The sequence below is a fragment of the Streptomyces sp. NPDC043726 genome (assembly GCF_056436565.1).
Map to the genome: position 1 here is coordinate 398,819 of NZ_JBWKCI010000006.1, position 18,943 is coordinate 417,761.

2 protein-coding genes are annotated in these 18,943 nt (G+C 73.4%); both read right to left on the bottom strand.

Translation table 11 applies throughout. The features are described 5' to 3' along the window. Nucleotides 1-48: 48 nt before the first annotated feature. Nucleotides 49-261 carry an MbtH family protein gene (locus tag AC068Z_RS20055; RefSeq protein WP_478557036.1) on the bottom strand — a complete coding sequence of 71 codons (213 nt, stop codon included), beginning with the start codon at nucleotides 259-261 and terminating at the stop codon, nucleotides 49-51. Next, nucleotides 258-18,911 (bottom strand): amino acid adenylation domain-containing protein, encoded by an 18,654-nt coding sequence (locus tag AC068Z_RS20060; protein ID WP_478557038.1) that lies wholly within the window; start codon nucleotides 18,909-18,911, stop codon nucleotides 258-260. The genes AC068Z_RS20055 and AC068Z_RS20060 overlap by 4 nt, the downstream gene beginning before the upstream one ends. Nucleotides 18,912-18,943: the final 32 nt, after the last annotated feature.

Sequence of the window (18,943 nt, forward strand, 5' to 3'; positions counted from 1 at the left end):
GTGCGAGGGGGGCGGTCCGAGGACCGCCCCCCTTCTCTTTGCGCGGGGTCAGCGATCCATCGCCTCGGCCAGGCTCCGGGGCCGCATGTCGGTCCAGTGGGTCTCGACGTACTCGAGGCAGGCCTGCCGGGCCGCCGGGCCGTGGACGGTCCGCCAGCCCGCGGGCACCTCGGCGAAGTCCGGCCACAGGCTGTGCTGGTGCTCGTCGTTGACGAGCACCAGGTAGGTGCCCTCGGGGTCCTCGAACGGATTGCTGCTCATGCCTGTCCTCCCTTGTACGGGTTCGCTGCCGCCCACGCGACGAGCCCCTCCAGCGCCCGGAACCAGCTCCGGGCGAGATCCTGCACGGTCTCGCGCGTCAACAGCCCTTCCAGATACGACCAGTGCGCGGTCAGCACCGGACCGTCCGCGCGGTCCTCGGTCACGACGTTGACGGTCAGCGCGTGGCCCTGCCGCATCGCGGCCTCGGGCCCGATGTCGGCCGCGTCCTCCTCGGGCGCGTACGACCAGTCCCTCTCCTCGGGGATGCCGAACCGGCCCAGGTAGTTGAACTCGACGCGGGCCGGTTCGCGGGCCGAGAGCACGTCGCGGGTGCGGGGGTTGAGGTGGCGCAGCATGCCGTAGCCGAGGCCGCCTGCAGGCAGGGTCGCCAGGTGCTCGCGCACCCGTCGCACGGCTTCCTCGGCCGCCGGGCCGCCCGCGAACGCGTCGGCGGGGTCGGCGGTCCCGGAATCGAGCCGGACCGGGAAGACGTTGGTGAACCAGCCCACCGTGCGGGAGAGGTCGGCGTCGTCCCCGGCCAGTTCCTCCTCGCGGCCGTGGCCTTCCAGGTCGACGAGGACGGAGGTGCCGGAGTCGCCCGCACGCCGCCGCCAGTCGGTGACGGCGAGCGCGAGCCCCGCGAGCAGCACGTCGTTGACACCGGCTCCGAAGGCCGCGGGCACGACGGAGAGCAGCGGCCCTGTGTGCTCGGCGGGCAGGCGCAGCACGACCTCCCGCTGGGTGGCGGTGGTGTCGCGGCCCAGGTCCAGGGGGCGGTTGAGCGGGAACGGACTGGCGTCCAACACGCTCTCCCACAAGGGCAGTTCCGCCTCCCGGGCCGGTTCCTGGGCCCGCTCGGTGAGCAGCCTGGCCCAGCGGGCGAAGGAGGTCTCGACCGGAGCCGGCCGCACCTCCCGCCCGGCGCGGACGTCCTCCCAGGCCGCCGCCATGTCGGGCAGCAGCACCCGCCAGGACACACCGTCCACGACCAGGTGATGGGCCATCAGCAGCAGCCGCCCGGGCGCCTCCCCCGCGTCGAACCACACGGCCCGGACCATGGCGCCCGCATCGGGATCCAGCAACGAGCGTGCCGCGAGGGCGTGTTCGCGTACGGCGTCGGCGAGCTGTTGGTCATCGAGTCCGGCCACGTCCACCCGCTCGATCCACCCTCCGGCGTCCACCGAACCGACGGGCGGGACGTGCAGCGACCAGTCCTCCCGGGACAGCCGCGCCCGCAGCATGTCGTGCCGGTCGGCGAGGGCCTGGAGCACGGCGGTCAGAGCCTGTCGGTCCAGGGCCGCCGGTGTCCGTACGAGCGCGCCCTGGTGGTACGTGGACAAGGGGCCGCCCAGTTCGCGCAGCCAGTGCATCACCGGGGTCAGCGGGACGGTTCCGGTGCCGTCGTCCTCCCGGCGCGGCGCACCGGTGTCGGCGGACTCGGCGACCGTGGCCAGCGCGGCGACCGTCCGGTGCCGGAAGACGAGACGCGGGGTGATCCGCACGCCCGCCGCCCGGGCCCGGCCGACGAGTTGCATCGCCACGATGCTGTCGCCGCCCAGGGCGAAGAAGTCGTCGTCCACGCCGACCTGTTCGAGCCCCAGCACCTCGGCGAAGACCGCGCAGAGCGTCTCTTCCAGTGGGGTGGCGGGGGCGCGTCCGGAGGACAGGGCGGTGAAGTCGGGGGCGGGCAGGGCGGTCCGGTCCAGCTTGCCGTTGGGCAGGCGGGGGAAGCGGTCGAGGGGGACCACGGCGGCCGGGACCATGTGGTCGGGGAGGCGGGCGGCGACGAAGCCGCGCAGCTCCCCCGGGTCCGCGTCCGCGACCACGTAGGCCACCAGCAGCTTCCGTGAGCCCTCCTGATGCACCGTCACGAGCGCCTGGGCGACCGAGGGGTGTTCGGCGAGCGCCGACTCGATCTCGGCCGGTTCGACACGGAAGCCGCGGATCTTGATCTGGTCGTCGGCGCGCCCGAGGTAGTCGAGGCGTCCGTCGGCCGTCCAGCGGGCCAGATCGCCGGTGCGGTACAGCCGGGAGCCGGGGGCGCCGAAGGGGTCGGCCACGAACCGCTCGGCGGTCAGCCCGGGGGCGCCGAGGTAGCCGCGGGCGAGTCCGCCGCCGGCGAGGTACAGCTCGCCGGTGACGCCGGGCGGCAGCGGCTGGAGCAGCGGATCCAGGACGTAGGCCCGGGTTCCCGCCACCGGGCGGCCCACCAGGGGCCGTTCGCTGTCGCCGATCCGTGCCACCAGAGCGTCCACGGTCGATTCGGTGGGCCCGTACAGGTTGAACGCCTCGGTGCCGGGCAGCTCGGCCAGCCGCCGCCACTGGGCGACGGGGACCGCCTCGCCGCCGACTCCGACGACCGCGAGGGGACAGTCGCCGTCGAGCAGGTCGGTCATCTGGGCGAAGAAGGAGGGGGTCACTTCGAGGAAGTCGAAGCGGTGCTCGCGCACGGCGGCTGCGAGCAGCTCGGGATCGCGGCGGACCTCCTCGGAGACGATGTGCACACAGTGCCCGTCCAGCAGCCACAGCTGGGGCTGCCAGGAGGCGTCGAAGAAGAACGACCAGGCGTGCCCGGCACGCAGGTGCCGCCGTCCCGTGGTCTCGATCGCCGGGGCGTACAGCGTCTCGCGGTGGCTGTGGAAGAGGTTGCCGAGGGTTTCGTGGGTGACCACGACTCCCTTGGGGCGGCCGGTGGAGCCGGAGGTGTAGATGACGTAGGCCGGGTGATGAGGCGTCAGTTCCCGCCTCAGGTCGGCCGGGTCCTGGGCCGCGATCCGCTCGGCCGTGGCGGGGTCGTCCAGCACCAGACGCTCGAAGCCTGTCGGCAGCGGGAACGCGCGGGTGGTGAGCGTGACCACGGGCCGTGCGTCGTCGAGGACGTCGGCCGTGCGGTTGTCCGGGGCGTCGGGGTCGAGCGGTACGTAGGCCGCTCCCGCCTTGTGCACCGCGAGCACCGCAACCAGGAACCGGGCCGTGCGCGGCAGCGCCAGCGCCACGAACCGCTCGGGTCCCGCGCCGAGTTCGACGAGGAGGCGGGCGAGCCGGTTGGCCTCGGCGTTGAGCTCGGCGAAGGTGAGCTCCAAGCCGTCGGAGGCCGCCGCCGGGAGGTCCGGGAACTCGCGCACCCGCCGCTCGAACAGCGCGGGCACGGTCGTCGGGGCGGCGAGGGCGGGGCGGCTCTGCCAACCCCCTTCCAGGAACCGTCGTTCGTCCGCGCCAAGGAGGTCCACCCGGCCCACGGTGACGTCCGGGTCGGCGGTCACCGCGCGCAGGACGCGCCGCAGACGGTCCGCGAAGGACTGCGCGGTGGTGTGGTCGAACAGGTCGGCGCTGTACTCCAGGACGCCGTCGACACCGGTGCCGTCGGCGCGCTCGACGAAGTCGAAGGAGAGGTCGAACTTCGCGGTCGTCTGGGTCACCTCGTCCCGGCGGGCGTGCAGCCCGGGCAGGCCCGGGTCGTCCCCGTCGGCGGCGAGGTACACGACCATCACCTGGAAGAGGGGGTGCCGGGCCAGCGAGCGGGCCGGGTTGAGCACCTCCACCAGCCGCTCGAACGGCACGTCCTGGTGGTCGAAGGCGGCCAGATCCGCCTCCCGTACCCGGGCCAGCAGGTCCCGGAAGGTGGGGTCGCCGGACGTGTCGGTACGCAGGACCAGGGTGTTGAGGAAGAAGCCGGCGAGGTCGTCGAGGGCAGCGTCGGTGCGTCCGGAGATCGGGCTGCCGATGGGGATGTCGTGGCCGGCCCCGAGCCGGGTGAGCAGGGTGGCGACGGCGGCCTGGAGCACCATGAACACGCTGACGCCGTTGTCACGGGCCAGCCGCTGAACATCGGCGGCCAGTTCCGCGTCGAGGGAGAGGTCGGCCGAGCCGCCCCGGTAGCTGGACTCCAGCGGGCGGGGCCGGTCGACGGGCAGTGCCAGTTCCTCGGGAAGTCCGGCCAACGCCCGCTGCCAGTAGGCGATCTGCCGGTCACCGACCTCGGCCAGCAGCCCTTCCTGCCACAGCGTGTAGTCGGCGTACTGGACCGGCAGCGGCGCCCACCGCGGCGCCCGCCCCTGGGCGCGGGCGGCGTAGGCGAGGGCCAGGTCCCGGTTGAGGGGCGCCTGCGACCATTCGTCACCGGCGATGTGGTGCAGCAGGAACAGCAGCGTCCACCGCTCCTCACCCGTGCGGAACACGTGGACGCGGAGCGGGGGTTCACGGTCGAGCCGGAAGCCGTACGCCCCGGCCTCGGTGAGCTGCTCGGCGAGTTGCTCCTCGGTCGTGTCCACGACCTCGAAGGGGATGTCGACGTCGTCCAGGATCCGCTGATACGCCCGCCCGTCCGCGTCCGGGAACACCGTGCGCAGCGTCTCGTGCCGTGCGACCAGATCGTCCACCGCGGCCCGCAGCGCCTCGACGTCCAGCGCGCCGGTGAGTCGCCAGGCCGAGGGGATGTTGTACGTCGCACTCGGCCCCTCCACCTGGTACAGCACCCACAGGCGCCGCTGGGCGGAGGAGAGCGGGAGGCGGTCCGGGCGTGGGTGCGGGGTCAGCGCGGGGCGTGTGGCGACCGGTTCCGTGCCGGCCTCGGCGAGCCCGGCGACGGTCCGCGCGTCGAACACCGTCCGCAGGGACACCTCGACGCCGAGCGTGGCGCGGATCCGCGCGGCCAGGCGCATGGCGAGAAGAGAGTGGCCGCCCAGGGCGAAGAAGTCGTCGTCGACTCCGACCTCCGGCAGGCCGAGGACGTCCGCGAAGAGGCCGCACAGGATCTCTTCGCGGGGTGTGCGCGGCCGTCCGCCCACGGTGGCGAAGTCCGGCGCCGGCAGGGCCCGGCGGTCCAGCTTGCCGTTGGGGGTGAGCGGCAGCGCGTCCAGGGTGACGAACGCGGCGGGGACCATGTGCTCGGGGAGGGCGGCGGCGGTGTGGCGGCGCAGGTCGGCCCTGCCGTCCGCGGCCGGAACTTCCGCAGCCGGTACTCCCGCGGCCGGTACTCCCGCGGCGGGTACTCCCGCAGCCGGTACTCCCGCAGCCGGTACGACGTAGGCCACGAGCCGCTGGTCCTGGCCGACGACGACCGAGTGCGCCACCGACGGGTGCCGGGCGAGGACGGCCTCGACCTCGCCGGGCTCGATGCGCATACCGCGGATCTTGACCTGGTCGTCGGTGCGGCCGAGGAAGTCGAGCGTGCCGTCGGCCGTCCAGCGGGCCAGGTCGCCGGTGCGGTACATGCGGGAGCCGGGGGCGCCGTAGGGGTCGGCGACGAACCGCTCCGAGGTGAGGCCCGCGCGGTGGAGGTAGCCGCGGGCGAGCTGGACGCCCGCCAGGTACAGCTCCCCCGGCACACCCGGCGGGACCGGGCGCAGGGCGGCGTCCAGGACGTAGGCGCGGGTGTTCCAGACCGGGCGCCCGATCAGCACCTGCCCGGCCCCTTCCGGCACCTCGGTCGCCGTCACGTCGACGGACGCCTCCGTGGGCCCGTACAGGTTGTGCAGCCGGGCCGGCAGGAGCCGGTGGAAGCGCTCGGCCACCGGGGCGGGCAGCGCCTCGCCGCTGCACATCACCTGACGCAGGCCCGTGCAGCGGGCGGCGGTGGGCTCCTCCAGGAACATCTGGAGCATCGAGGGCACGAAGTGCGCTGTGGTGATGGCCTGTTCCTGGATCAGCGCGGCCAGGTAGGCGGGGTCCCGGTGGCCCTCGGGGCGGGCGAGGACCAGGGTGGCGCCGGTGATGAGCGGCCAGAAGAACTCCCACACCGACACGTCGAATCCGGCGGGGGTCTTCTGGAGCACCCGGTCCTCGGCCGCGAGCGCGTAGATGTCCTGCATCCAGAGCAGGCGGTTGACGATGCCCGCGTGGGGGACGACGACTCCCTTGGGGCGGCCGGTCGACCCGGAGGTGTAGATCACGTACGCCGGGCTCAACGTTTCGTACACCGACGGGAGTTCACCCTCGGGTCCGGTCGGCAGCTCGTCCCGGACGACCAGGACGGGCCGTGCGTCGTCCAGGGTGAACGCCAGCCGTTCCTCGGGCTGTTCGGCGTCCAACGGCAGATATGCTCCGCCCGCGCGGTGCACCGCGAGCAGGGCCACCACGAGCTCGACGGACCGGGGCAACGCCACGCCCACCGTGCGCTCGGGGCCGACGCCCGCCCCGGCGAGGACCCGTGCGGTGTGTTCGACGCGGGCGTCCAACTCGGCGTAGGTCAGTCGCTGTTCGCCGAGGACGAGGGCCAGGGCGTCCGGTGTACGGGCCACCTGGGCACGGAACAGCTCGGGGAGGGTCGTGGCGGGGAGTTCGCGAACCGTGTCGTTCCACTCCTCGACGACCAGGTCATGCTCATCGGCGTCCAGGAGTGCGAGGTCCCGCACGGGACAGTCCGGGTGGTCGGCCACCTGCTCCAGCAACCGGACCAGATACCCCGCCAGTCGCCGTGCGGTGGCCTGGTCGCACAGGTCGAGCGCGTGTTCCAGGAGCAGCACCAGACGGCCGGGGCGCGTCTCGTCCACGAAGGTGAAGTGCAGGTCGAACTTGGCCATGCCGGTGTCCATGTCGAACCACTCGGTGGGCAGCCCGAGCACGTCGGGGTCCCCGTCGGGCCGGTAGTGGTAGCCGAGCATGACCTGGAAGAGCGGGTTGCGGCCGGTGACGCGGGGCGGGTTGACGGCCTCGACGACCTGGTCGAAGGGCAGGTCCTGGTGCTCGAAGGCGGCCAGGGAGGACTCCCGGACCCGGGCCAGGAGTTCCCGGAAGGTGGGGTCGCCGGAGATGTCGGTGCGCAGGACCAGGGTGTTGACGAAGAAGCCGACCAGGTCGTTCAGGGCTTCGTCGGCGCGGCCCGCTACGGGGGCGCCCAGGGGGATGTCCTCCCCCGCGCCGAGCCGGTTCAGCAGGGCGGCGGTGGCGGCCTGGAAGAGCATGAACATGCTGGTACCGGTGGCCCGGGACAGTTCGCGCAGGGCGCTGCCGGTGTCGGGGTCCAGCTCCAGGCGGACCTTGCCGCCGCGTCCCGTGGGCCGGTCCGGGCGAGGCCGGTCGAGGGGCAGGGTCAGTTCCTCGGGGAGGTCCCGCAGGGCCTCGGTCCAGTGGGCGAGCTGCGCCGCGCCGACCTGCCCGAGGAGGGTGTCCTGCCAGAGGGTGTAGTCGGCGTACTGGACCGGGAGCGGCGCCCAGTCGGGGGCGCGGCCCTCCCGGCGGGCCAGGTAGGCGGTGGTGAGGTCGGTGAGGAAGGGCCGGTCGGACCATTCGTCGGTGGTGATGTGGTGCAGCACGAGCGCCACCACGTGGTCGGCCGGACCGATCCGCAGCACTTCTGCACGCACAGGGAGTTCGGTGCTCAGGTCGAAGGGGCGCCGCTGGGCGGCCTCGACCCGTGCGGCGAGTTCCGCCTCGGCGCAGTCGGCGACGACGAACTCGGGCTCGGCCTGCTCGGCGATCCACTGGTACGGCTCGCCGTCCTCGACCAGGAAGCGTGTGCGCAAAGCTTCATGGCGGTCCGTCACATCGCGCACCGCGGAGCGCAGCGCTTCGAGGTCCAGTTCACCCCGAAGCCGGAAGACGAGCGGGAAGTTGTAGGCGGCGCCGCCGCCGGTGATCCGCTCGACGAGCCAGAGCCGTCGCTGGGCCGCCGACAGCGGTATCCGCGCGGGCCGTTCGGCCGCCCGCTCCAGCGCGGGGCGGGCGGGCCGTCCCGCCTCGGCGCGCAGAGCCAGGGCTTCGGGCGTCGGCGCCTCGAACAGGTCGCGGATCGCCAGCTCCGCGCCCAGGTCGGTGCGGGCCCGGCTGATCAGCCGGGTGGCGAGCAGTGAATGACCGCCCAGGTCGAAGAAGTTGTCCTCCGCGCCGGTGCGGGGCAGCCCCAGCACCTCGGCGAAGAGCCGGCACAGCACCTCCTCGACGGGCGTGCGCGGCCCGCGTCCCTCCGACAGGGCCACCGCGGGCTCGGCGTCCGGCAGGGCGCGTACGTCGAGCTTGCCGTTGTCGTTCATCGGCAGCCGGGGCAGCACCACGAAGGCGGCCGGAACCATGTAGCCGGGCAGTCGCTGCCCCAGGTCGTCCCGGAGCCGCCGGACCAAGGCGCCCTGGCCGCGGGTGGCGGTCGGGGTGTTGGCGTAGGGGGCGGTGCCCCGGTCGGCGCGGGGGCGGTACAGGCCGTGTGTGCGTCCGGACCGGGCGGCGGGGACGAACACGGCGTCGAAGAAGCCGGGTTCGTCGGACCAGGTGGTCAGTACGCGGTATCCGTGGGCCGCGCCCAACTGCCGTATGTCCTCGGGCTCCTCCCCCGCGTCCGGCACCGGCGCGGAGTCCATGGCCCGCATCGCGGCCAGATCCGCCGCCGTACGCGCGTCGGGGATCCGCAGGACCCGCAGCGGCTCGGTCCCGTCCAGGTGGCCCGGGAGGTCGGCGCCCCACGTCAACTCGGGTACGTCGGCCAGCCGTACCGCGTCCTCCGTGTCCTCCGTGTCGGCGTACAGGACCACGTCGTAGCGGTAGCGCGTCAGCTCGTTGTGGTGGCGCCCCGCCTTGGTGCGCAGGTCGACGCCGACGCCCAGGGTGGTGAACCAGTCGGGATCGACCAGGAGTTCCTTCTCCAGGGCGAGACCTCGGTCCACGGCCTGACGCAGGGGCTCGGCCCGGCGGGCGGCCTGGATGCCGGTCTGGAACACCCGCGCCTGCCGCAGGTCCCGTACGTCTCCGAGGAACAGCGCGCCGCCGGGCGCGAGCAGTCCCAGCGCGCCCCGGATCACCTGGCGCAGATGGTCCAGGCTCGGGAAGTACTGGACGACCGAGTTGATGACGACCGTGTCGAAGTAGCCGACGGGCAGGCCGTCCGTCACCTCGGCGGCCTGGCAGCGCAGTTCCACCTTCCGGGCCAGCTCGGGGTCGGCCTTCAGGTCCTCCCCGAGCTTGCGGATCACGGGTGCCGCGAAGTCGGTCGCCCAGTACGCCTCCGCGTCCGGGGCGAGCCGGGAGAGCAGCAGGCCGGAGCCGACGCCGATCTCCAGGACGCGCCGGGGCCGCAGCTCGCGGATCCGCTCGACCGTGGCCTCGCGCCACTCCCTCATGTGGTCGAGGGGGATCGGCTCGCCGTCGTAGGAGCTGTCCCAGCCCGCGAAGTCCTCGGTGAACAGGGCCGTGCCGATCTCGGTGTACTCGGCGGAGTAGATCTCCCGCCACTCCCCGATCTGCTCCCGCTCGGCCTCCTGGCGGGCCTCGGCGTCGGGCTCGGCCGGGACGACGTAGGCCACGAGCCGCTTGGTGCCGGGGGCGTTCGCGTCGTCCCGGGCGATCACGGCGGCCTGGGAGACCTCGGCGTGCTGGGTCAGCGCGGTCTCGATCTCGCCGAGCTCCACCCGGTGGCCGCGGACCTTGACCTGGTCGTCGGTGCGGCCGAGGAAGTCGAGGTTGCCGTCGGGGCGGCGGCGGACCAGGTCGCCGGTGCGGTACAGGCGCTCGCCGGGGTGCCCGTAGGGGTCGGCCACGAACCGCTCGGCGGTCAGTCCCGGCCGGTCGAGGTAGCCGCGGGCCAGGCCCACGCCGGCGATGTACAGCTCGCCCGCCACACCGTCCGGTACCGGGCGCAGCCAGGTGTCCAGGACGCGGGCGCGGGTGGCGCGGATCGGGCGGCCCACGGTGGGCGTGGCGCTGTCGTGGGTGCCGCCGCCGAGGGTGTTGATCGTGTATTCGGTGGGCCCGTACAGGTTGTAGCCGTACGTCCCCTCGGTGTCCCGCAGGGTGTTCCACACCGTCTCGGTGACCGCCTCGCCGCCCAGCAGCACCAGGGGCGGCCGGTGGCCCTCCAACAGGCCTTCCTCGATGAGGAGATGGGCGTACGTCGGGGTCACGTTGACCACGTCGACGCGGTGTTCCTCGCAGTACGCCACCAGCGCGATGGCGTCCCGTCGCAACTCCTCGTCGCAGATGTGCACTTCGTGGCCCTCGACGAGCCACAGCAGCTCCTCCCAGGACATGTCGAACGCGAACGACACGGTGTGCGCGATGCGCAGCCGGCGCCCGCCCGCCGAGGCGATGGCCGGGGCGAAGATCTCCTTCTGGTGGTTGAGCTGCATGTTGGTCAGGCCGACGTACGGCGTGACCACGCCCTTGGGGCGGCCGGTGGAGCCGGAGGTGTAGATGACGTAGGCCGGGTGGTCCAGGCTGAAGACCCGGGTGACCGGGTCGGCGGAGAAGGCCGTGAGCGTGGCCGGGTCGTCGAGCAGGACGCGTGGGGTGTCGCCCGTCAGCGTCCGGGAGACCGCCTCCGTCGTCAGCAGGAGCAGTGGCCGGGCGTCGGCCAGCATCAGCGAGAGCCGTTCGGCGGGGTGGTCCAGTTCGAGGGGCAGGTAGGCGGCTCCGGTGCGCAGGACCGCGAAGAGCGCCACGACGGTGTCGATCGAGCGCGGCAGCCCGAGCGCGACGACCTGCTCGGGGCCGGCGCCGTGCGCGATGAGCAGCCGGGCCACGCGGTTGCAGCGGGCGTCGAGTTCGGCGTACGTCACGGTGTGGGTGCCGAAGACGAGGGCCGTGGCGTCGGGGGTGCGGGCGGCCTGGGCGGCCAGCATGTCGGCCACGGTCTCGTGCGGTACGAGCTGCCGGTTCGCCTCCTCCTCCCGGGCCAGCGCGGCGGCCTCGGCGGGCAGCAGCGCGGAGAGGGAACCCACGGCGGCGGACGGGTCGGCGACCAGGCGGCCGACCAGCAGCACGAACCGGTCGAGCAGACCGCGGGCGTAGGCGTCGTCCAGCAGGTCGGGGCGGTAGGCGAGGGTGACGCGGACCCGTTCGCCGGGGGTGACGACGAGGTTGGCCGGGTAGTGCGTGGCGTCCACATTGGCGACCGCCGTCGCCCCGTGCCGCTCGCGCAGTTCGGCGAGCCGGTCGTCGGTGTCGGCGTTGCGCAGCACGAACAGCGTGTCGAACAGCCTGCGGTGACCGGTCTCGGCCTGGAGGACGCCGAGGCCCAGGTACTCGTACGGCATGACCTCCAGACGCTCGCGCTGGACGCGGCGCAGCAGCTCCAGCACCGGCTCGCGCGGGTCGAAGGCGATGCGGGCGGGCACGGTGTTGAGGAACATGCCGATGACGTTCTCGACGTCCGGCACCTCGCTCGGGCGCCCGGCGACGGTCGTGCCGAAGACGATGTCGCTACGGCCGGAGGCGCTCGCCAGCACCAGGCCCCAGGCGGCGTTCAGAACCGTGTTGAGGGTCAGCGAGTGGCGGCGGGCGGTCTCGCGCAGCCGCTCGGCGGTGTCGGCGTCGAGGACGGCGTCCAGGTGCTCCGGGATCACCGGTTCCGGGCCCCGGTCGTCGACGGCCGGCACCAGCAGCGTGGGCTCCTCGAAGCCGGCGAGCGCGGTACGCCAGACCCGGGTCGCCTCGGCGTCGTCCTGGCGCTCCAGCCAGGTCAGATAGTCGCGGTACGAGCCGGGGCGGGCGAGTCCGGCCGGGTCGCCGCCGCTCTCGTACAGTGCGAACAGCTGGTCCAGGAACAGCCAGGCCGACCAGCCGTCCCACAGGATCAGATGGCGCCCGACGACGAGCCGGTCGCCGCGTCCCTCGCCGAGCCGGATCAGCAGCATCCGGAAGAGCAGCGGCCGGCTCAGGTCGAACCGGCGGGAGCGCTCCTCGGCCAGCAACTCCCGCATGCGGTCGTCCTGTTCGGCCGGGGCGAGGCCGGACAGATCCACTTCCGTCAGCGGCGCGTCGGCGTCCCGCACGATGAACTGCACGGGCTGACGCAGGCCTTCGCTGGTGAAGCCGGCGCGCAGGGAGGGGTTGCGGGCCAGGAGGGTGCGGGTCGCGGCCCGGAGCCGTTCGGCGTCCACGCGTTCGGCGAAGTCGAAGGACTCGTGGACGGTGTAGACGTCCAGGGCGCTGTCGTCGTACGTGGAGTGGAAGAACAGGCCCTCCTGGAGCGGGGCCAGGGGCCAGACGTCCTCGATGCGGCCCGGGGCCAGTCGCTCGACCCGGTTCCGTTCCTCCTCCGTGAGCGTGAAGGCGGATGCCTCGGCCTCGGCGGGCTCGGCGAGCGTCGCGGCGGCGGCGAGGGCGGCGGGTGTGCGGTGCTCGAAAACGTCGCGCGGGCCGAGCAGCAGTCCGGCCCGGTGGGCCCGGCTGGCGACGGCGATGGAGCTGATGCTGTCGCCGCCGAGCAGGAAGAAGTCGTCGTCGACACCGGCGTCCGGGAGCTTCAGTACGGCGGCGAAGATCTCGGTGAGGAGCTGTTCCCGGGGCGTGCGCGGGGCCCGGGGCGCGGCGCGTTCGGCGGTCGGGGCGGGGAGCGCCTGGCGGTCGAGCTTGCCGCTGGGGGTCAGGGGCAGGGCGTCGAGGGGGACGTAGGCGGTCGGGACCATGGGCGCGGGGAGCGTGCCGGTCAGGGACTCGCGCAGGTGTGCCGGGTCCAGGGTCGCCGGGACGACGTAGGCCACGAGCGCGTTGTCCCGTACCGTCACCGCCGCCTGGGCGACCTCCGGCAGCCGGGTCAGCGCGGCCTCGATCTCGCCGGGCTCGATACGGTTGCCGCGCAGCTTGACCTGCCGGTCGGTGCGGCCGAGGTACTCGATCACCCCGTCGGGGCGGCGCCGGACGAGGTCGCCCGTGCGGTACATACGGGTGCCGGGCGGCCCGTAGGGGTCGGCGGTGAAGCGCTCGGCGGTCAGCCCGGGGCGGGCGTGGTAGCCGCGGGCGAGCTGGACGCCGGTCAGGTACAGCTCGCCGGGGACGTCGTCGGGGACGGGGCGCAGACAGGCGTCCAGGACGCGCAGGCCCGTGTTCCACACCGGGCGGCCGATGGGCACGGAGGTGCCGTCGTCGGTGCCGTCGTAGGGGTGGTGGGTGACGTCGACGGCTGCCTCGGTGGGGCCGTACAGGTTGTGCAGCGGGACCCCGGTCAGCTCGTGCCAACGCCGGGCCGCGGCGACGGGCAGCGCCTCGCCGCTGCTGAGGACGCGGCGCAGGGAGGCGGACCAGGCGGGGTCCGCCGTCACTTGCTCGGACTGGAGGAACGCCTCCAGCATGGACGGCACGAAGTGCATTGTGGTGATGCGCTGTTCGCGTACGAGCGCGGCCAGATAGGCGGGGTCGCGGTGTCCGTCGGGGCGGGCGAGGACCACGGCCGCGCCTTCGAGGAGCGGCCAGAAGAACTCCCAGACGGAGACGTCGAAGCTGGACGGCGTCTTCTGCAGGACCCGGTCGTCGGCCGCCAGCCCGTACGCCCCCTGCATCCAGGCGAGGCGGTTGACGATGGCACGGTGGGTGACGATCACGCCCTTGGGGCGGCCGGTGGAGCCTGAGGTGTAGATCAGGTAGGCGGGGTCGTCGGGGTGGGCTGTCCGTACGGCCGTGGGGCCGGGCGGGGTGTCGTCGGTGTCGAGCAGGAGCAGCGCTTGCTGGTCCGGCAGCCGGTCCGCCGTCTCCGCCAGGGTCACGACCGTCGTGGTCCCGGAGTCCTCGAGCATGTGGGCGACCCGGTCCGCCGGGTAGTCCAGGTCGACCGGGAGGTAGGCGGCCCCCGACTTCAGTACGCCGAGCAGGGCCACCATCAGCTCGGCCGACCGGGGCACCGCCACCGCGACGAAGTCCCCCGGCCCGGCGCCGCGGTGGCGCAGCCGTGCGGCCAACGCCTCGGCGCGGCGGTCGAGTTCGGCGTACGTCAGCCGCTCGTCCTGGAAGACGACGGCCGTGGCGTCCGGGGTCCGGGCGGCCTGGGCCTCGAAGGCCTTGGCCAGGGTGGTCTCCGTCTCCGGGAGGGTGTGTTCCTCTCCGGCCGGGTGGGCGCGCAGGGCCTCGTCCGGGGAGAGCAGGTCCACGGCGGCGACCGGCCGTGCCGGATCGTCGGTGAACGCCTCCAGGACGCGGCTCAGCCGGTCGCCGAGGACCCGGACGTGGTCGCCGCCGAAGTGCCGCGCGTGGTACTTGAGCCGCAGGTCGAGCCGTTCCCCCGGCTTGACGACGAGGGCGAGCGGATAGTGGACGGCGTCGTGGAACGCGTCGCCGGTGATCCGCACCCGGCCCGAGGCGTCCCGCAGGTCCGGTTCGGCGGGGTAGTTCTCGAACACCACCAGGGTGTCGAAGAGTTCGCCCTCGCCCGCGTGTCCCGTGAGTCGCTGGATCTCCGCGAGTCCGAGGTGCTGGTGTTCGAACAGGCGGGCCTGTTCCTCCTGGAGGCGCTTCAGGAGCGCGCCCAGCGGCTCGCCCGGTGTCCAGCGCAGCCGTGTCGGCAGGGTGTTGATGAACAGGCCGACCATGGAGGCGACGCCCTCGACCTCGCTGTCCCGGCCGGAGACGGTCGTGCCGAACACCACGTCGTCCCGTCCGGTGAGGCGCCCGAGGAGCAGTCCCCACGCGGCCTGGACGACGGTTCCGAGGGTGACGCCGTGCTCGCGGGCGCGCTCCACCAGACGTGCGGTGGTCCGCTCGGACAGCTCCAGCCCGATGTGCTCGGGGTGGACCGGCGCACCGGTGGCCGGGGTGTCGGTCAGCCGGGTGGCCTCGTCGAGGTCGGTGAGCGCCGCGCGCCAGGCGGTACGGGCGGCTTCGCGGTCCTGCCCGGCCAGTCGGCGCAGGTGGGCACGGTACGGGGTGACGTCGGCGAGGAGCGGGGTGTCGGTGCCGTAGCAGGCCATGAGTTCGCGGTGCAGGACGGGCAATGACCATCCGTCCGCCACGATGTGATGGAACGTCAGGACGAGGCGGCTGCGGAGTTCGCCCAGACGGACCAGGGCGCAGCGCAGCAGTGGCGGTGCCGCGAGGTCGAATCCCGCGGCCCGCTCGTCCGCGGCCACGGCGTCGCCCAGCGTCTCGCGGACCTCGCCCCCCTGTCCCGAGAGGTCCACCTCCCGCCAGGGGAGGTGGGCGTGCCGGGTGATGATCTGCACGGGGCTGCCGTCCGGGCCCTGGCGGAAGGCGGCGCGCAGGGGCGCGTGCCGGTCCAGCAGGCGCTGGGCGGCGCGGCGCAGTGCGGTGCCGTCGACGGGGCCGCTCAGGTCGAGCACCTGCTGGACGACGTAGACGTCGCTCTGTGTGCCGCTGGTGAGCGAGTGGAAGAAGAAGCCCTGTTGGAGGGGGGTGAGCGGGAGGAGTTCCTCGAAGTCGAGGGGGTGGGAGCCCTGCAACTCCTCGATCTCGTCCGGGGCGAGTTCCAGGAGCGGTGACTGCTCGGCCTGTTCCTCGACCCGCTCGACGGCCGCCCGGGCGAGGGCCTCGGCCGTGCGGTGCCGGAAGACGTCGCGGGTGGTGAGCCGCAGGCCGGACTCCCGTGCGCGGATGAGGAGTTGGATGGCGGTGATGCTGTCGCCGCCGAGGGCGAGGAAGTCGTCCTCGGCCGTGACCGACTCCAGCCGGAGCACTTCGGCGTACAGGGCGCAGAGCAGCTTCTCGCGCGGGGTCGCGGGCGGGCGTCCGGAGCTCAGCGCCGCGTAGTCCGGGGCCGGCAGGGCCTTGACGTCGATCTTGCCGCTCGGGGTGACCGGCAGCGCGTGCAGCGGTACCAGCGCCGAGGGGACCATGTAGTCGGGGAGCCACTCGGCCGCGTGGGCGCGCAGGGTCCGCATGAGCGCGCTGACGTCACGGAAGGGGGCGGGGCGGTTGGCGTGCGGGTACGTGCCGGAGGCGCGGTACAGGCCGGTGCGGGGCTCGTCGAGGGCCAGTACGGCGTCGAAGGCGCCGTCGTCGGCGCCGCCGTTCCAGGTGAGGGCGGCCCGGTAGCCGTGCCGGGCGGCCAGGGCGTGCAGTTCCTCCGGGTCGGCGCCGGCGGCCGTCTCGCCGCTGCTGCCCTCCAGGCGCCACTGGTCCGCCAGATCGTCGGCGAGGCGGGCGTTGGGGATGCCGGTGATCCGCAGGCGCGGGGGCCGCCCGGTGAGCAGTGCGTCGAGGTGCGCGGCCTCCGACCAGGGGATCTCGCGCTCCTCGGGAACCGTACCGCGCGTGCCGGGGCGCAGTACGACGTCGTAGCGGTACCGGCTCAGTTCGTTGTGGTGGGCGCCCCGTTTGATCCGGATCTCCGCGTCGAACCCGTCGAGGGCGGCGAAGTAGTCCGGATCCAGCAGCAGTTCGCCCTCCCAGCGCACCGACTGCTCCACGGCGGCCCGCAGGGCGCTCTTGTCGTCGGTCGCGGCCCGCCGCGTCTCGACGGCAGCGCGCAGGGTGCGCAGCAGGCGGAGGTTGCGGACGTCGCCGACGAAGATCTGTCCGCCGGGGGCGAGCAGGTCGCCGAAGCGGCGCAGGACGTCCGTCAGGTACTCCGCGCTGGGGAAGTACTGGGACACGGAGTTGAGGACGATGGTGTCGAAGTACCGGGCGGGCAGTCCGGTCGTGTCGTGGGCGGGCTGGGCGCGCAGTTCGACCCCGGGGATGTCGGTCCGGGCGCGCAGCGCGTCGATCGCCTCGGTGGACAGGTCGGTGCCCCAGTAGGCCTCGCAGTCGGGGGCGAGCCGGGAGAGGATCAGGCCGCTGCCGACGCCGACCTCCAGCACGCGTCCGGTCGCGCGGATGCGCCGGACGGTAGCCTCGCGCCATTCCCGCATCTCCTCGACGGGGATGGGGAGTCCGTCGTACATGCTGTTCCAGCCCGCGAAGTTCTCCTCCGAGCGCTCCGAGCCCACGGCGCTGTAGAGGAGTTCGTGGACCTCCTTCCACTCCTCCACCCGGGCGTCCGGGCCGTCGAGGGCCGGTACGACGTAGGCCACGAGCCGTCGGTCGCCGGGCCGGTCCTCGCGGGCGACGACGGTGACCTGGTCGACGGCCGGGTGGCCGCGCAGCACCGACTCGATCTCGCCGGGCTCGATCCGGAAGCCCCGGATCTTGATCTGGGTGTCGGCGCGGCCGAGGAACTCGAGGCGCCCGTCGGCCCGCCAGCGGACCAGGTCGCCCGTGCGGTAGAGGCGCTCGCCGGGGGCGCCGAAGGGGTCGGCGACGAATCGTTCCGCCGTCAGCTCGGGGCGGCCGAGATAGCCCCGGGCGAGACCCGCGCCGCCGAGGTACAGCTCGCCGGTGAGTCCGGCGGGGACGGGACGGAGGAAGGCGTCGAGAACGTAGGCGCGGGTGCCGGGGTCGGGCACGCCGATCGGCACGATCGACCCGGCCGGGATGTCGGGGTCGCACAGGCCGAGGGTGGAGTTGGTGGTCGCCTCGGTCGGGCCGTAGGCGTTGAACATCATCCGGCCGCGCGCGTAGCGGCCCACCAGCTCCGGGGAGACCCGCTCGGTGCCCGCCAGCAGGGTCGCGGTGGGCGGCAGTTCGACGTCCTCCGGCATGGCCGCGAGCAGCGCGGGCGGCAGGATCATGAAGGTGACGCCGTGGGCGTTGGCGTAGTCGGCGAGCGGCGCGCCCGGCACCCTGAGTTCGGCCGGGACGACGACCAGACGGCCGCCGGAGAGCAGGCCGAGGCACAGGTCCCAGAAGGCGACGTCGAAGCTCGGCGAGGCGAACTGGAGTACCCGGCTGTGCGGGCCGATGCCGAAGCGTTCGCTCTGGGTGGCGACGAGTTTCGCCACCCCGCTGTGAGCCAGGACGACGCCCTTGGGGCGCCCGGTGGAGCCCGAGGTGTAGATGACGTAGGCGGCGTTGTGGACGGTGATCGACGCCTCGGGGTCGTGGGCCGGGTGCCGGGCGAGTTCGGCGGCCGTGTCGGGCGCGTCGAGCGCCAGCAGGGCCATGCCCTCCCGTTCGGGCAGGTCGCGGGCGGTCTCCTCGGTGGTGACCAGGCAGACGGGTGCCGCGTCGCCGAGCATGTACGCGATGCGGTCGGCCGGATAGTCGTGGTCGATCGGGAGATAGGCGGCGCCGGACTTGAGCACGGCGACCTCGGCGACGATCAGGTCGGTGGAGCGCGGCAGAGCAAGGGCGACGATGCGCTCGGGGCCCGCGCCGCGGGCGAGCAGGGCGTGCGCGAGCCGGCCTGCGCGCTCGTCCAGTTCGGCGTAGGTCAGTTCCTCGTCCTCGAAGACGAGGGCCACGGCGTCGGGGCGGGTGCGGACCTGCTCGGCGAACATCGAGGGCCAGGTGTCCGCGGGGACGCCGTGCTCGGTGGCGTTCCAGTCGTGGACGACCTGGCGGTACTCCGCCTCCCCCATCAGCGCGAGCCGGTCGACGGGGGTGTCGGGGTGGGCGAGCGCGTCGGTCAGCAGGGTGCGGTAGTGGACGAGCAGCCGTTCGACGGTCGCGCCGTCGAAGAGGCGGGGGTCGTAGGTCGCCTTCGCCTCGCCCTCGCGGACCTCCAGCAACAGGTCGACGGAGCCGGGGAGTTCGCCCGCGGGGCGGGTCGCGGTGGCGAACGCGGTGTTGAAGAAGAGCCCTCCGCCGCGCAGGGGCCGGGGGCGGAGTTCGTCGAGGAGCAGGTCGAAGGGAACCCGGTGGGTCTCGGCCTCCTCCCACGCCTGCTCCACTCGTCGCAACAGCCCCTGGAAGGTGGGCGCGTGGTCGGCGGACACCCGTAACGGCAGACCGTCGTGGCCGACGGTGAGATCCGTGGCTCCGCTGCAGCGGTGCAGCAGGGCGAGGTAGGCGGTGAGCAGTCGCTGGTCCGTGGCGTGCGGGACGTTGGACAGCGTGCGGATCGCGCGGCCGGCGCCGGGCTCGGGTGGGTGGGGCCGGTCGGCGGGCAGGGTGATCTCGAGCGGCGGCGGGGTCAGCAACCGCCGCCAGTAGGCCAGGACTTCCTCGGAACCGCACACTGCAGCGTGCCCTCCCAGCAGGTCGTTCCCGG